Source organism: Helicovermis profundi (assembly GCF_033097505.1).
Classification (GTDB): domain Bacteria; phylum Bacillota; class Clostridia; order Peptostreptococcales; family Acidaminobacteraceae; genus Helicovermis; species Helicovermis profundi.
The window spans coordinates 3,043,509-3,059,637 of sequence record NZ_AP028654.1; the positions used below are offsets into that span (position 1 = coordinate 3,043,509).

12 protein-coding genes and 1 pseudogene are annotated in these 16,129 nt (G+C 29.8%); 5 read left to right on the forward strand and 8 right to left on the reverse strand.

All coding sequences use genetic code 11. From position 1 onward, the window contains the following. Positions 1 to 61: 61 nt before the first annotated feature. A pseudogene (locus AACH12_RS13860) lies at positions 62 to 677 on the reverse strand (helix-turn-helix domain-containing protein); the annotation flags it as partial. A gap of 290 nt (positions 678 to 967) precedes the next feature. Continuing rightward, positions 968 to 5,080, reverse strand: coding sequence for an S-layer homology domain-containing protein (locus AACH12_RS13865; protein WP_338535971.1), 4,113 nt, complete (start codon positions 5,078 to 5,080; stop codon positions 968 to 970). Positions 5,081 to 5,508: 428 nt separating this feature from the next. On the opposite strand from AACH12_RS13865, the gene AACH12_RS13870 reads away from it, so the two are divergent. Continuing rightward, positions 5,509 to 6,300 (forward strand): methyl-accepting chemotaxis protein, encoded by a 792-nt coding sequence (locus tag AACH12_RS13870; RefSeq protein ID WP_338535972.1) that lies wholly within the window; start codon positions 5,509 to 5,511, stop codon positions 6,298 to 6,300. A 93-nt stretch (positions 6,301 to 6,393) separates the two neighbouring features. Here the strand turns inward: AACH12_RS13870 and AACH12_RS13875 are convergent, their stop codons facing one another. The 5 genes from AACH12_RS13875 to tdh all read right to left on the reverse strand — a co-directional run bounded on the left by AACH12_RS13875 (position 6,394) and on the right by tdh (position 9,888). Next, positions 6,394 to 6,522 carry a hypothetical protein gene (locus AACH12_RS13875; RefSeq protein WP_338535973.1) on the reverse strand — a complete coding sequence of 43 codons (129 nt, stop codon included), beginning with the start codon at positions 6,520 to 6,522 and terminating at the stop codon, positions 6,394 to 6,396. A gap of 9 nt (positions 6,523 to 6,531) precedes the next feature. After that, positions 6,532 to 6,642 (reverse strand): PD-(D/E)XK nuclease family transposase, encoded by a 111-nt coding sequence (locus AACH12_RS13880; RefSeq protein ID WP_422388901.1) that lies wholly within the window; start codon positions 6,640 to 6,642, stop codon positions 6,532 to 6,534. Positions 6,643 to 6,822: 180 nt separating this feature from the next. Next, positions 6,823 to 6,963, reverse strand: coding sequence for a hypothetical protein (locus tag AACH12_RS13885; RefSeq protein WP_338535974.1), 141 nt, complete (start codon positions 6,961 to 6,963; stop codon positions 6,823 to 6,825). A 479-nt stretch (positions 6,964 to 7,442) separates the two neighbouring features. Continuing rightward, positions 7,443 to 8,345, reverse strand: a complete 903-nt coding sequence (locus tag AACH12_RS13890; protein ID WP_338535975.1) for an Rpn family recombination-promoting nuclease/putative transposase — start codon at positions 8,343 to 8,345, stop codon at positions 7,443 to 7,445. 508 nt (positions 8,346 to 8,853) lie between these two features. Beyond that, entirely contained in the window at positions 8,854 to 9,888 is a 1,035-nt protein-coding gene (gene tdh / locus AACH12_RS13895; protein ID WP_338535976.1) for an L-threonine 3-dehydrogenase, read from the reverse strand. A 646-nt stretch (positions 9,889 to 10,534) separates the two neighbouring features. Here tdh and AACH12_RS13900 point away from each other — a divergent pair. Further along, positions 10,535 to 12,130: a peptide chain release factor 3 gene (locus AACH12_RS13900; RefSeq protein WP_338535977.1), complete on the forward strand. Its 1,596-nt coding sequence runs from the start codon at positions 10,535 to 10,537 to the stop codon at positions 12,128 to 12,130. Positions 12,131 to 12,229: 99 nt separating this feature from the next. Here AACH12_RS13900 and ltrA read toward each other — a convergent pair whose 3' ends face one another. Further along, positions 12,230 to 13,249, reverse strand: a complete 1,020-nt coding sequence (ltrA, locus tag AACH12_RS13905; RefSeq protein WP_338535978.1) for a group II intron reverse transcriptase/maturase — start codon at positions 13,247 to 13,249, stop codon at positions 12,230 to 12,232. 297 nt (positions 13,250 to 13,546) lie between these two features. On the opposite strand from ltrA, the gene AACH12_RS13910 reads away from it, so the two are divergent. From AACH12_RS13910 to AACH12_RS13920, 3 genes are all read left to right on the forward strand, one after another. Continuing rightward, the gene (locus AACH12_RS13910; protein WP_338534917.1) at positions 13,547 to 14,014 is read left to right on the forward strand and encodes a DUF6431 domain-containing protein; all 468 of its coding nucleotides are present in this window, start codon (positions 13,547 to 13,549) and stop codon (positions 14,012 to 14,014) included. Positions 14,015 to 14,078: 64 nt separating this feature from the next. Further along, positions 14,079 to 15,323, forward strand: a complete 1,245-nt coding sequence (locus AACH12_RS13915) for a DDE-type integrase/transposase/recombinase (protein WP_338534918.1) — start codon at positions 14,079 to 14,081, stop codon at positions 15,321 to 15,323. Then, positions 15,323 to 16,126, forward strand: a complete 804-nt coding sequence (locus AACH12_RS13920) for an ExeA family protein (protein ID WP_338534919.1) — start codon at positions 15,323 to 15,325, stop codon at positions 16,124 to 16,126. Before AACH12_RS13915 ends, AACH12_RS13920 begins: the two co-directional genes overlap by 1 nt. The last annotated feature ends 3 nt before the right edge of the window (positions 16,127 to 16,129 follow it).

Consider the following 16,129-nt stretch of genomic DNA (forward strand, 5'->3'; position numbering starts at 1 on the left):
TGATTTTCAAGTGATTATAGCATTTTTTTAGTTAAATGATGTTCCAAAGTCAGGATTTTGTTACTTTATATTGCTTAATTGTATATGATGAAATAAGGTTGTATTTTTTCATTATTTTGCCTATTTTCTTTCTTGAAGCTATCATATTTACTTTTGAAAGTTCTTTTTTTATTTTTCTTGTACCATAGGCTTTTCTATTACTTTTGAAAATTTCTATAATTCTATTTTCTAAAATACTATCTATTTTTATTGTTTTTTTTTCGTAATAATAAGTTGACCTTGCTATTTTAAGAACCTTACACATGGCGCTAATACTGTACCTATCTTTATTTGCATTTATTACTGCTATTTTCGTCCCATTATTAGCGCCGCTTGCTTTTAAGTGATTTCTAGGTGCTTTAGCACCTTAGAGGAACTTATCCTTTAGGGCAAATATCATTTTCCATTTTTAACTGTTGGTTTTCTTTTCGTAATTTATCAAGTTCTTTATCTTCATCACTTTTATTATCTTTAGCTTTAAATGATCCAGTAGTATTATAGTCTGTAATCCATTTATAAACAGTAGAACGTGCTATATTGTATTCATTTACAACTTCTATTTGCGGTTTACCATTTTTAATTAAATTAACTATCTGAACTTTAAATTCATCTGTATAATGCTTATTTTTTTTTGACATGATTACCTCCGTTTTCTAATTATTTTTAGTTTATCATGTCCGAGTATTTGTTGTCTAATTAAGTATATCCTATCCATTCTTCAAATATTTGCAGTGCCGCCCCACCCAAGCTTCGCTTGGCTTTGACGCATCATCTTTCTTCAAATATTTGCAGTGCCGCCCCACCCAAGCTTCGCTTGGCTTTGACGCGGGCATTCTGCCCTATGACAAAAGGAACGAAAATCGCTTTTGGTGAATAAATTCACCTCACTCTTTTCGTTCCTTTTGTCGCACTGCTTTTTTTCTTCGCGCTAGTTATATATCCCGTGTAACATTGCTACTGCTTCTTCTTTTGTTATATCTGATTTTGGTTTTAATCCGTCTTTGTTATCCATGATTTGTAATTCATCTAGTAAGGCTAGGCTATCTTTCGACCAATCTGATGTATTATCGTTATCATCATATTTTGCTAAATCATTTGCCATACTTGAGTTTTTAACGTTTCCTTCATATTTCGTAAGTGCTGACGCTATTAGTGTTCCTACTTCTTCTCTTGTCATTTCTTTATCTGGATTAAAATTTCCATCTCCTGTTCCATTTATTAATCCATTTTCATATGCTAGTTTTATTTCTTTATAATATGGGCTATCTTTATCAACATCTTTAAATTCTTTTCCTTCTCCATTTTCATCCAAATTATATGCTCTTACTATCCATGCTGTAAACTCTGCCCTTGTTACTTTTGCATCTGGATTAAATGTATCTTTCTTATCTAATATCCCTTTTCCTAGCATTTCATTTATTTCATCTTTTGCCCATGAATTATCTACATCACTAAAATGTTTTGTTGTTTTTAGTACTGTATATTTACTTAATCCAAATCTATATGTTGTTATTGAATCTGTAATCGGATCATATCTTCCACCAACCGGTTCCCACTCTCCTGTTTTTTCATTTAATCTATGAACTACAAGATATTTCTTTTTCTCTTCTTTTGTAAGGTTCATTCCTAAATTATCTAATTTAAATGTGAGCTCTATTGGTTTTTTAAATGAATGTTTTTTTTCATTATCGACATATATATTTACATCTGTAATTATTGGTTTACCAATAAATTCGGTGCTTTTAGGTAATTCTCCAACCACTTTTTTCTCATAATTCATTTTTACTTCAAATTTCTTATCGGCTTTAAGCATTTCATCAGTTCCAACTGATACTTTAACATCATTTTGTTCGAATCCTACTTTTTTAATCCCTGCAGCTTTAATCTCTTCTATTACATCTTTATGAATAGATGTTTTTATTTCTTTTGTAGTTTTATCTCGAACTAAGGTTAATACTATTTCTGGTTCTATAGGTTTAACTACTTTATCTCCTAGAACTTTATCAAGAGAATCATTTACTTTCTCAACATCTTTTTTGTAATTATCTAGTTTTTCTTTTAAAACACTATGGAAGGTAGAACCTTTAGTTATTTCTCCACTATAAGGTACATAAATTTTACCCATAGTTTTAACACTTTCTTCAGAAAGTTTTCTTGAGGTTTTTCTAAGTTCTTTAGCATCTTCAGATGTTTTATCAATTTCATCAACTACTTTACCAATTTTATCTAAATATGATGTTGTATATTTAACTCTAAAATCTCTATTATTTCTATCTATTATAGAATTTTGTACCTGAGTAGTTAATTTGACTAAATTGTCTACATCTTTTTTAACTAATTCTTTAGTTTTAAGTGAATTTGCCATATTATTTACAAGATTAACCGATAAATCCAATAAACTATCACTTGCATTATTTTGAAGTTTGCTAGCTAAATCAACAACGGCATCATCTACTCTATTGGTAAATTCCTCTTCGCTTAAATTACTTGGCAAAGTAACGTCTACTGGCGGAACATATACAGTTTCTGAACTTCCACTTGTAGAAGTACCACTAAGAATATCTATGTTCGCATCTATTAACGTTCCTAATTCATCTGTGTAATAAATACTTGGACTATACAGCAATTTTAAAGAATTTAAAGCTCCACTTCCCACATTATGTTCTTTTATACTATCTCTTAGTTCATATTCTGAACCTATAGTCACATGGTCCGCACCTATATCTAATCCATTGATTTCTTCGCCAGAAGAAACTGTATATTTAAATTTCAATAAAGATACTGTTAAACCATCCCTTATACTATAATTCTCTATAGAATCTAAAAATGCATAAGCTCCATTATTCAACAAAATTTTAATTTCATTATTATAAGGAGGACTTACTTCATTTTCATTTAAATCATATACACCAATCCCAGCGACACTTGAAACGGCATAAATATCTATAGTCTCACCTACAGTAATTGCCGCTGAAGACGTTGTAGTAGTATATATTAGCACTAGGGGTTTAACTAACGATTCTGTAGAAATTATTATATTCGATTCCGGTAAAATTTCATCTGAATTTGGATAAGTAGTATCGTCATCGTAGTATTCAAGATTTTTTCCCTCTAATGCATTTACACCTAAATCATAACCACCACTATTATCTCTGAGTTTATAACCAGTTTCTACCTCTATATTGTAACTTCCTATATCTAGTTTTTGACTATTATCAGTATCCTTAACTGTATATACAAATTTTAAAACAGTATATTTACTTGGATATGAAGACCCAGAATAGTCTAATATATCTTTATCACCTATATTTGTAAGGTAAGCCTCTCCTCCATTATTTAAAACTATTTTTGCCTTTGTATAATCTGTGCTAATATTTTCGCCGTTGTATAAATTTAATCCACTTTGGCCAGCAACTACATATATATCAACTGTATCATCAACAGTTATAGCAGATCCTGTTGTAGTTGTATATAATCTTGAAGCAGTGTAGTAATCGTTATTAGCTTCTATTTTAATAGAAGAATTCTGCATAGAAGAATCTAAACTTGGAAACATCTCGCTTGAATATTTAATTGTTTCGCCATTTAATGATTTAAGACCATAGGTAAAACTACTATTTATTTTTCTTAATGAATAGCCACTCGCAATTTCCATATCGTCATTTTCCAATGCTAATTGATTAGTATTCTCGCTAGAACTAGAACCTACTGTATACTGAAATTTTAAAAAAGTAATTGGAAGTGTCTGTCCTAAATACGAAACCGATGAATCCTGAATGCCAACTAAATTAGCGTATGCTCCATTGTTAAGTTTAAGCCTTACATATGAATAATAATTTGTTGATTCTACGTTAATTGTGGAATAAAGTTTTACCGAATCTGTTCCTAATGCAACATATATATCAACGGTACTTCCTGCCGATAGTGTGCTATCAGTTGTTGTTGTGTAAATTTTTGATACTGCTTTATAATTACTATTTGTTGTATCGACATTTAGATTAGCAGGAGATAAATTGCTATTATCTACGCATTTTTCTACCTCACTATATCCTAATTTAAGTATATCAGTTCCATCATTTAAAGTCCCTACTCCAAAAGTGTGCGAACCGTCACTAGTTCTAAGATAACCGTCTGATACCATTATATCTTCTGATCCTATATTTAAGCCTGTTATGTACTCACCATATCTAACAATATACTCAAACTTTAAATATGTTGCAATTGAATCTGAAGATATTTCTGTCAAATATGCATATGCATTATTATTCAATTGAATTTTAGCTCCATTTTTAACATTAGTTCTTGGAGTTCCTGTAGTTGAACTATCATATAAATTAACATCAGGTTCAAGCTTTACATATATATTTAAAGTGTCACCCTCAAAGAGCGTCTTTCCTAATGTGTTATCATAACCAGTAGTGTAAACAGCTGTAGGATTAACTTGAGGACTACCAAGAGTAACATTTGAAGCACTTAGAGAACCTATTAATTCATCTGAAATCGGAGTAACTTCAGAGTATTTTAAATGCATATGACTTGATCCAGTTGGATCTAAACTTGAAGGCATCAAAGCATAAGCATTATCAATATCTCTTATAGTATAACCAGTTTCTAAAATTATATCTTTTTCAGTTTGATCTAAATCTAAATTTGCTATATCCTCACCAGAAGTAAAAGTATACTTAAATTTTAAATACGAATGAGATTCTTCACCGCTATTATAATCCATATCGGCTATACTTATTAGATCAGCAAATGCACCGTTATTAAGTTTTATTCTTGCTTTAGTTCCAAAATCCTGAGTTACTTCATATCCATTAGGATCAAAAAGTTTCATATAAGGTGATGAAGTTTTTACATATATATACACAATACCACCATCAGAAATAGTTCCTGTAGAATCTGTATACACATTAAATATTGAAACACCTTCTGGAGTACCTGCATATGACATTTCTTTTTCATATAATGGCATTAATATTATACTAATCATAAAGAATGTCACAATAATTTTAAAAATCGTTTTTCTTGAAAAATTCATAAATATTCTCCCCCTAATCATAATTTTTATCAAACTTTTTTCGAAAATATTTTTTATTTTATACATATACTTATTTAGTTACTTTCCCCATTAATAACTAAACTATTTTTACATTATATCATTTTTAGTATTTTTTAATATAGTTTTTTACAATAACCCTCGGCTTATATATCAATAATTTTTTGGATATATATACTGATAAAGTCATATATATAATTTGTCTTATATTTTTAATACATACAAATATTTTAACATTATATTATAAGTAACACTACAATAATATATACCTTTTTATATGATAATTAAACAATTATATTTTTCAATATTAAATAAAATTTCTAATATTTTTTCTCAAATTTCTAAAAAAAAGTGTTATTATTACTATATAATAATATTTTTTTAGTGCAAGAGACTTATAGGAGGAAACAATGAAAATTGCAATTATTGGCGCTGGAAACGGTGGAACTAAACTTTTAAATTTTTTTATGAACAATGAGTCTTCTGAGGTAATTCAAATTATTGATCAAAATTTTGACTCTCCTGGTATAAAAACAGCAAAAGAAAATCATATTCAGTGTTCAACTGATATTAACGATGTAAATGAAAAAGTAGATTTAATAGTAGAGGCAACTGGTAGTTCATTTGTTGCAGAAAAGTTATTTGAACTCTATGGTCACTCAAAAAAAATAATTAGTTCGGAGCTTGCAGCTATTATTATGGGCGTTATTGATGAGCAAGTTCAAAACACTAATAAACTTAGTGAACAACTTGAAATAATTCAAAATACTTCTACTAGTCTAGAAGATCAAATGAATAATCTTAATGATTTTTCTAGTTCTTTAAATAATATAAGCAAAAAATTAGTAATTTCTTCCAATGAATATAAAAAATATATTGAGCAAACAGATACTACAATTAAAGCAGTCAATAAAATAACTCAGCAAATAAAAATACTTGGACTTAATGCAAATATTGAAGCTGCCAGAGCTGGTGAACACGGAAGAGGTTTTGCTGTTGTTGCTACTGAGGTTCAAAAATTATCTAATATAACTTCTGATTTTGCTATGGAAATTTCTAAGCTTCTTGAATCTATGGGTGTTGAAAACACCAAAATTTCTGACGAAATTGAAAGTCTTGGAAAAGTTACTATTAAACAAACGGAAACATCTGAGGCACTAACACACGTTGTTGAAACTCTTAAAAGCGAACTTATAGTTTAAAAATAAAAAAGTACTACTAGTAAGTATTCCAACAACGGATTGCTTACTAGTAGTACTTTCTTGATAAATTAATGTTCATTTATAATACTCATATTATAAATTCAAAATTTTTTTTATCTCTTTTACTTCCTCTAAAGTTAATTTTGTAATTTTCGTTACAAACTCTACATCTGACCCTTCTTTCAATAATTCTTTATTGTCAACAATTTCAACTCCAACCAATCTCTCTATTCATTTCCGATCTAAAACTGCATTCAGAAAAGCAATCAAATTATCTAAAACATCCTCTTCGCCAAACAATTTTTTAAATACAAAATCATTTAAAGGTCTTAACCTTTCCACACAAATCATTCATTTATATTTTTATTATATACCCTTTTTTCTCAAAAATAAATCAATTAAAAAAGCTTATACCATTAAAGATTCTAAATATATTAGTATCTAAAAAATATAAACCTTTCTAACACGTCTTTATTCTTTACTAATTCATAAACATACAAACTCTCTTACTTTAGTAAAATTTCACCTACTCTCAATTATTAAATCCACACATTTTTTACATATGTATTTACCTTTAAATTCAATAAGATATTCTTTTTCTCCACAAATCTCACAAATTTTTTCCTTGTCTTCAACCTTAATATTATTTTCCTCTGCGTACATAGTTACCTCCGATTTTTTTTTTAGAAGTAAAAGAAAAGATGTTTTTTGAATTTTCAGAAAATTCAATTCGTCTTATTTTGCACCGGAATAATTATTGTTCATTTCTTCCTTTTTTTACTTTTACTCCTTCTATGTTTAAATGTTATCATATATTCAAAGTCTATGCAATATATTAAAAAATTTATATGTTATATTCTTAACATTTTTTATAAATTAAAAAAAAGAGCACGTTTATTGCTAAAACGTACCCTTTTTCACCATATAAATTATAATAAATTATATATCTAATTTATTGTAATTTTAACAATATGAAAAATAATAGATTAAAGATTAAAATACATTTATTTATCCGATGCCTTAGAGTTCTAATACCCCCACTTCTAAAAAAAATGGGGGATAAAGAACTCTAAAAAGGCCCTGGATTATGTTTTCTAAGATTCAGTGGGAGTAAAAACTCCCTCTGAATCCAAGAAATTCATTTATAATTTTAATTCTTTTTTTATTTCATTAACTTTATTTAAAGATAATTTTGATATCTTAACAACAAAATCCACATCTAATCCCTCTTTCAGCAATTCTTTTGCAACCTCAATTGCTTTTTCTTTTATACCTTCTTTTATACCTTCTTTTATACCTTGCTTTCTTCCTTCGTCTTTACCGCGCTCTATTCCTGTATCAATTAAGTTTGCCCTATCTAACCTTGTTCTCTCACGTGCTTCATAGAGTTCCATTGTATATTCATCTGACGATAAATATTCTAATCTCTTTTCTGCTGCTTTAATGTTTTTATCCATTTTTATCAACTCCTTAAGATTTTCCTCAGAAATATCCTTATTAAAAAATGTTAACCATCTTTGTAAACTATCCTCAGATAAATTCTTATGCTTCATTTTATTAAACTTAGGAATTTCAATAAAATGTATTTCTAATAAATCATTAAGTTTATAATTTTTATTTTTATCTTCCCATATATGAAAACATGTATGAAATTCTTCTAATTTTATATATTCAAAATTTAATATGTTAATTGTTATGACTTTTGACAAATCATTGTATTTGTCTCCCTTTGCAATTGTTTTGTTAAATAATTTTCCCCAATAATATAATGTTCTCTTTTCCATATTGCTTTGATTCAGTAATTGAACTTCTATATTTATTTCTGTTCCATTTTTTGTCTTTGCTCTAACGTCTAATATCGACGCCTTTTCATCTATTATATCTCTAGTCAATTCTTTATTATCAACAATTTCGACTCCTAAGAGTCTTTCTATTCCTTTTCTATCTAAAATAGCATTTAATAAAGCTGTTAAATTGTCTACAACTTCTTTTTCTCCAAATAATTTTTTAAATACAAAATCATTTAACGGTCTTAATCTTTCCACAAAATCATTCCTCTATATTTTTATTATACACCCTTTTCTTTCAAAATTAAATTAGGTGTAATTTGATTATATAGGAATAATTTGTAAATTTATATTTCTTTTATATTACATTTTTTTACAACTGCTATTTGCCGACCTGTCGAACCTTCGGTTCGCCTAGCCGAGGGCATTCTGCCCTATGCAAAAATGGAGAAATCCCGCTCTCGGTGAATAAATTCACCTTCGCGGGTTTTCTTTCCGCTAGTTATTTTGCAGTGCCGACCTGTCAAACCTTCGGTTCGCCTAGCCGAGGGCATTCTGCCCTATGCAAAAATGGAGAAATCCCACTCTCGGTGAATAAATTCACCTTCGCGGGTTTTCTTTCCGCTAGTTATTTTGCAGTGCCGACCTGTCAAACCTTCGGTTCGCCTAGCCGAGGGCATTCTGCCCTATGCAAAAATGGAGAAATCCCGCTCTCGGTGAATAAATTCACCTTCGCGGGTTTTCTCCATTTTTGCGCACTGCTTTTTTACCATTCGAGTATGACTTTTCCTGATTTTCCGGTTCTCATTATGTCGAAGCCTTCTTGGAATTTTGTATAGTGCATTTTATGTGTTATTACTTTTGATACGTCTAATCCTGACTCTATCATTGCAGTCATTTTATACCATGTTTCGAACATTTCTCTTCCATATATGCCTTTTATATGAAGTCCATTAAATACTATTTTATTCCAATCTACTCTCGTATCTGGTCCTTGTATTCCTAGCATTGCGATTTTCCCGCCATGACTCATATTTTCTATCATTGTATTTAGAGCTGATGCATTTCCTGACATTTCAAGTCCTACATCAAAACCTTCTTTCATTCCTAATTCTTTCATTACATCTTCAAGTTTTTCTTTCATTGGATTCATTATTCTAGTTGCACCTAATTCTTTTGCAAGTCCAAGTCTATAGTCATTTACATCCGTTACTACAACATACCTTGCTCCTGCATGTTTTGCTACTGCAGCTGCCATCATTCCTATTGGACCAGCTCCTGTAATTAAGACGTCCTCTCCGACTAAATCAAATGATAACGCTGTATGAACTGCATTTCCAAGTGGATCAAATATACTTACTATATCCTCATCAATATCTCCATCAACTAACCATACATTGGTCATCGGTATTACTGCATATTCTGCAAATATTCCGGTTCTATTAACTCCTATACCCTGAGTATTTTCGCATAAATGTCTTCTTCCTGCTAAACAGTTTCTACAATGACCACAAACTACATGTCCCTCACCTGAAACTGTATCTCCTACTTTATAATCTGAAACCTCTTCTCCAACTTCAACAATTTCTCCAACGAATTCATGACCAATTGTCATTGGCACTGGAATAGTAGCTTTAGACCATTCATCCCAGTTATATATATGAACATCAGTTCCACAAATTGCTGTTTTTTTCATCTTCACAAGCACATCTCTTTTGCCTATTACAGGAACATCAACTTTTTCTAACCACAAACCTTCTTTTGCATATTTTTTTACCAATGCATCCATTTTTTTCGCCATTAAAATTGCCCTCCTTATGATTTCAAGTTCATTATAATACGAAATATAGGTTTTTACAACAAGAATGTTCGCCACGCGCACACATGTACAAGGCATGCAGATTGTGTGCAAATACTCCTTACCTAATGATCCAATGTTTAGCTTTAGCTAAACGAGTTCTCTTAAATTGTTTTATTTACTCTAATAAATATACGCCTTAAAACAAAGCTTTAAAACAGATTATTCATTTTTTGTTTTTTTCGTAAGTAAATTTTCACTAATGAATATGCACCTTAAAACAAAGCTTTGAAGCAGATTATTCTTTTTTGTTTTTTTCGTAAGTAAATTTTATCTAATGAATATGCGCCTTAAAACAAAGCTTTGAAGCAGATTATTCTTTTTTGTTTTTTTCGTAAGTAAATTTTATCTAATGAATATGCGCCTTAAAGCAAAGCTTTGAAGCATATTCATTAGATAAAATTTACCCCTTGACAGTTTTATTATATAATTATATTATGTAGGTTGAGTCTAAATGCACATAAATTAAAAATTAATCTTATTACTCAAAGTTTGTAATAAGAAAAAGGAAGATTTAAATATGTAAATAATTTTATATACAAATATATAACTACTAGAAAAATAATAACTTATTAAAAAGGAAGATAAAATGTCTAATAATTTAAATTTAACTACTGAGGTGAATAGAAGAAGAACTTTTGCTATTATATCTCACCCTGATGCTGGTAAGACAACTCTTACCGAGAAATTTTTACTTTACGGCGGAGCAATTCGTGAAGCTGGTTCTGTAAAATCAAGACGTGCAAATAAGCATGCGGTTTCTGACTGGATGGAAATTGAAAAGCAAAGAGGTATTTCTGTTACTTCAAGTGTTCTTCAATTCGAGTACAATAATTATTGTGTAAATATTTTAGATACACCTGGTCACCAAGATTTTAGTGAAGATACTTATAGAACTTTAATGGCTGCAGATTCTGCTGTTATGGTAATTGATAGCTCTAAAGGTGTAGAAGCTCAAACTATCAAATTATTTAAAGTTTGTAAAATGAGAGGTATTCCAATTTTTACTTTTATTAATAAAATGGACCGCCATGGTAAAGAACCTCTAGAATTACTTGAAGATATTGAAAAAGCTCTTGGTATACAATCTTATGCTATGAATTGGCCAATTGGTAACTCTAAAGAATTTAAAGGTGTATTCAATAGACGCGAGAAACAATTTGAAATTTTTGATGGTGGTAATCACGGCCAAGCTATTGCAGGTACTGTGTCTGGTGATATTTCAGACAATAAATTTAAAGATATTCTAGGCGATCACCTTCACGCTCAGGTTATAGAAGAATTAGAATTACTTGATATGGCGGGAGATGATTACAATATCGATAGTATTCTAAAAGGAGAACTTACTCCAGTATTTTTTGGAAGTGCTCTAACTAACTTTGGTGTAGAACCGTTTCTTAAATCATTTTTAAATATATCTACGCCTCCAAAACCTCGCCATAGTAACCACGGCGAGATTAATCCTCTCGATGAAAATTTTAGTGGATTTATTTTTAAAATTCAAGCAAATATGAATCCGTCTCATAGAGATAGAATTGCATTTTTAAGAATATGTTCTGGAAAATTTACAAAAGGTATTTCTGTCAATCACGTTCAAAAAAACAAAAAAATCAAACTATCTCAACCTCAACAATTTATGGCACAAGAATTCAAAACAGTTGAAGTAGCATATCCTGGTGATATAATAGGTATACACGATCCTGGTATATTTTCAATTGGAGATACTTTATGCGAAAATCAATCAAAATTAATTTACGATAGAATACCTCAATTTTCACCTGAACATTTTGCAAAAATTTCAGCAAAAAATTCTATGAAAAGAAAACAATTCCTTAAAGGAATAAATCAACTTGCAGAAGAAGGTTCTATACAAGTATTCAAAAGACCTTTTAGCGGTGCTGAAGAATTAATAATAGGTGTTGTTGGTGTTCTACAATTAGAAGTTTTAGAATATAGACTTAAAAATGAATATAGCGTTGATTTAATTATTCAAAGACTTCCATATAAATTAATTAAAAAAATAGAAAATATTAGATTTGAAGATATTTCGACACCAATGGATTCTATGCTTGCTATTACTGAAAATGATACCATAGTATTTTTACATCAAAATCCTTGGTCAGTTGGTCATCTTGAAGATAGAAATACAGGAATTGTAGTAAAAGAAATTTTTGAATCAAATTAAAATGCTTACATTAAAATCGGATAGGAGGGGAAATTGAATAATTCCCCCGACCTTCCACAACACCGTACATACGGGTCTCGTATACGGCGTTTCCTAAGTTTATGCATTAACAGATTTGTAATAATCAGAAAAGAATAGATAACCAGACTCTCTAAGTCGATTATCTGTGATAGAACAACTTAGTATTTGGCTACCGGCGACTTGCCAGTAGCCTTTTCTAGTATTTGCATACTTAATTGCATTGGAATGGTTATAACCGAGACGCTTAAGCATTCTGTACCTCGTTCTTACTTTCTTCCACCTTTTCCAGATAAACATCCGAAGCCTTCTGCGTAACCACCTGTCAGTACGTTGTAAAAGAGTTTTCATGTCAGCTAGTTTAAAATAATTCACCCAACCTCTAACAAATTGTTTCAGTTTAAGCTTTAAAGCTTCATAACTGATACCTTTGCTTCTTGATGTGATTTCTCTTACTTTCACTTTCATTTTGCCTACATTTTTCTTGTGCACTCTCAGTTTTATACCAACTCTACTTGGATAGAATCCATAGCCTAAGAACTTTATGTGTCCAATGTAAGACACTGAGGTCTTTTCTCTGTTCACACGAAGTTTTAGCTTCTCTTCGATGAACGGTAAAATATGTCTCAGTATCCTTTTAGCGCTCCGTTTTGTTTTTGCAAACAGCAATGCATCATCTGCATAACGAACAAAGCGTATTCCACGACGTTCCAGTTCTTTATCCAATTCATTCAACATAATATTACTGCACAGTGGGCTTAAGTTTCCACCCTGTGCTAAACCTATAGATGTTTCTTCAAACTTTCTATCGACTATTGCTCCTGCTATTAAATATTTGTGAATCAATGAAATGACGCGTCCATCTTTAATTGTTCTTGATAGGATTTCTATCATTTTCGATTGACTCACTGTATCAAAAAATTTCTCTAAATCCATGTCTACAACATATGTGTAACCTTCATTAGCATATTCTTTGCACTTCTTTAAGGCATCATGAGCACTTCGCTTTGGTCTAAAGCCATAACTGCTTTCACTAAATGTTGCTTCATAGATTGGCGATAGTATTTGCTGAATTCCTTGTTGCACCATTCGATCTACCACTGTGTAGATAGGCATTTTATTTACTATTATAACACTTATTATTCTTCAAAATAAACAAAGGACCTACATTAAATAATTGACTAAATTTTAATCAGATTATTTAATATAGGCCCTTTTTATGTTATGCTATCATAAAATAATTAAGAAAGGAAAAAAGACAGAAGAGCCCTTCGAAAGTTTCTTCTGCCTTTCTAAATGCTTACGTAAATCCATAGGATTTTCATAAGTAAGACATATATTATGATAACTATTTTTTCTACAATAATCAAGTCTTTTTCACAAAATTCTTATAATACGATGATTGATCATTTACCGTTTCATCGCCTTTCTTGTAGCTGTGGCCAAAAGGGCTGTCTTATTAAACACGCCTATTATAAACGTTTTATTAAAATTTCTGGTAAATTATACGAACTAAAAATTCTAAGATTAATCTGTAAATGTTGTGGTAAAACTGAATCAGTTCTACCAAGTTGGATTGTTCCTTATTCTCAAATATTATTAAAGGATATTATCACAGTTATTCAGACTTATTTAAAAAAATTACCTTTCGAAAATATTATGATCAACAACTTACTTATTGATGAAAGTAACATTAGATATATTATTCGTCAGTTCAATCGGCACTGGAGAGAGCGATTAGCTGTTTTTAAGATACCAATAAATCATAAATTTACAACTATTATGTCTTTTAAAAAATATAATAGACAGTTTATGCAAATTAAAAGCACTTCAAATATTTTATTTAATAACACCCACATAACTTAGTTTTACGCTTACTTTTTAATGATTTATACTCCTAATAAACTTATAAATACAGGAGGATTTTTTAATGAATAACGATGATAAGCAAAAAATTGCACTTTTTAGGTATAGCATTCTTGCTCCATTAATTAGCGGAACATGTGATGATTCGAAATCTAATAAGGCTTTTTTTCGTGATGCCTCTCATAACACTTATACCAATCCGAGGGGCATGGATACTATTATTTCGGCTACAACTATAGAGCGTTGGTACTATAGTTATCAAAAATATGGTTTTGATGGTCTAATGCCTAAAAGGCGTAATGATACAGGTCAATCAAGAAAACTTGATGATGATATGATAGAGCAAATTAACTATCTTAAAAGTGAATATCCAAGAATTCCTGCTACATTAATTCATCAAAAGTTAATTAGTAATGGCACTATTAACAAAGGTGAAATTTCACTTTCAACAATTAATAGATATGTAAATCAATTAAATAAAAATAATCTTTATACCAATAATAAGGATATGAGAAGATATGAGCGTCCTCATATCAATGAAGTATGGTGTGGTGACAGCAGTGTTGGACCTTACTTAATGATTAATAGGAAAAAACATAAAGTGTGGATTATTGCTATGTTAGATGATGCTTCACGTATGATAACTGGTATTGACGTATTTTTTAATGATAATACAGTTAATGTAATGTCTGTACTAAAATCTGCAGTTTCAAAATATGGAAGACCAAAACGACTAAATTTTGATAATGGATCTTCATATAAAAATAAGCAAATCACCTTACTTGCTGCTCGCATTGGTTCAACGCTTAACTACAATCCACCTTATACACCAACTGGAAAAGCTAAGGTAGAAAGGTTCTTTAAAACCCTTAAACAACAGTGGATGAGTGGACTTAACATGAATGATTTTTCATCACTCGAGGATCTTCGTTTATCACTTTTAATATATGTAAAATCTTACAATCAAAAGATTCATAGTTCTTTAAACGGATTATCACCAATGGACCGTTTTTTTAGTGAATCAGCGCTTATCAAAAGATTAAGTGAAGATCATATTTATAAAAGTTTTCTACTTGAAATAGAGCGGCGAGTTTCAACAGATAATGTAGTTGTAATTAATGAAGTGGAATATGAAGTGCATTATAGATTTTCTAAACAAAGAATTACTTTAAGGTATTCACCTGATATGAAAAATATTTTTATATTAGATAAATATACAGGAGATTTAACGCCTATTAAGTTACTAAATAAGCATGAAAATTCTAAAATCAAACGTGAAAAAGTTAAATTAACAGGAGGAAAAAATTAATGGATTATACAAGTCGTTTTGGGTTAGATTTTAACCCATTTATAAAAAATAGTAAAGAAATAATAATTGAAACATCTGAATACAAAGAAACTTTGTTAAGACTTAATATACTACTTGAAACTAGAGGATTTGGTCTTATTACAGGATCACCTGGAAAAGGTAAAACAACTATTATAAGAAGTTGGTCTAAAATACTAAATCCTTCACTTTTTAAGGTTATTTATAGTTCATTATCAACTCTAACTGTAGCTGAATTTTATAAAAATTTAGCTCAGCAATTAGGTTTAGAGCCAATGATGAGAAAAAATGATAATTTTAAGATAATTCAAAATGAAATTACTAGATACGCTGTTGAAAAACGCATAACTCCGGTTATTATTATTGATGAAGCAAATTACATTAATAATGGTATACTAAATGATTTGAAAATTCTTTTCAATTTTGAAATGGATTCAAAAGATCGTGCAGTTGTATTATTAGTTGGACTTCCAAATATAAATAATACTCTTAGATTAGTATCACACGAACCGCTAAGACAAAGAATAACTATGAATTATCATTTAGATGGACTAAATAAAGAAGAAGCTAGAAGCTATATAAAAAATAAACTCATCGGAGCTAATTGTCATGTAAATATTTTTAGTGAAGGAGCCTTAGAAGGCATAATTAACTCTTCAAATGGTATACCAAGAATTATTAATAAAATATGTAATGCATGCTTATTAATAGGTAATAATCAAAATATTACAGATATTAATAACGATATTGTAATGATGGCGGTTAATGAAACTGAATTAGGATAAAAA

Coding starts and splice junctions, on each gene's coding strand:
- AACH12_RS13865 (WP_338535971.1), bottom strand. CDS start 5,080: ATGAATTTTTCAAGAAAAACGATTTTTAAAATTATTGTGACATTCTTT.
- AACH12_RS13870 (WP_338535972.1), top strand. CDS start 5,509: ATGAAAATTGCAATTATTGGCGCTGGAAACGGTGGAACTAAACTTTTA.
- AACH12_RS13885 (WP_338535974.1), bottom strand. CDS start 6,963: ATGTACGCAGAGGAAAATAATATTAAGGTTGAAGACAAGGAAAAAATT.
- tdh (WP_338535976.1), bottom strand. CDS start 9,888: ATGGCGAAAAAAATGGATGCATTGGTAAAAAAATATGCAAAAGAAGGT.
- AACH12_RS13900 (WP_338535977.1), top strand. CDS start 10,535: ATGTCTAATAATTTAAATTTAACTACTGAGGTGAATAGAAGAAGAACT.
- AACH12_RS13910 (WP_338534917.1), top strand. CDS start 13,547: ATGATTGATCATTTACCGTTTCATCGCCTTTCTTGTAGCTGTGGCCAA.
- AACH12_RS13915 (WP_338534918.1), top strand. CDS start 14,079: ATGAATAACGATGATAAGCAAAAAATTGCACTTTTTAGGTATAGCATT.
- AACH12_RS13920 (WP_338534919.1), top strand. CDS start 15,323: ATGGATTATACAAGTCGTTTTGGGTTAGATTTTAACCCATTTATAAAA.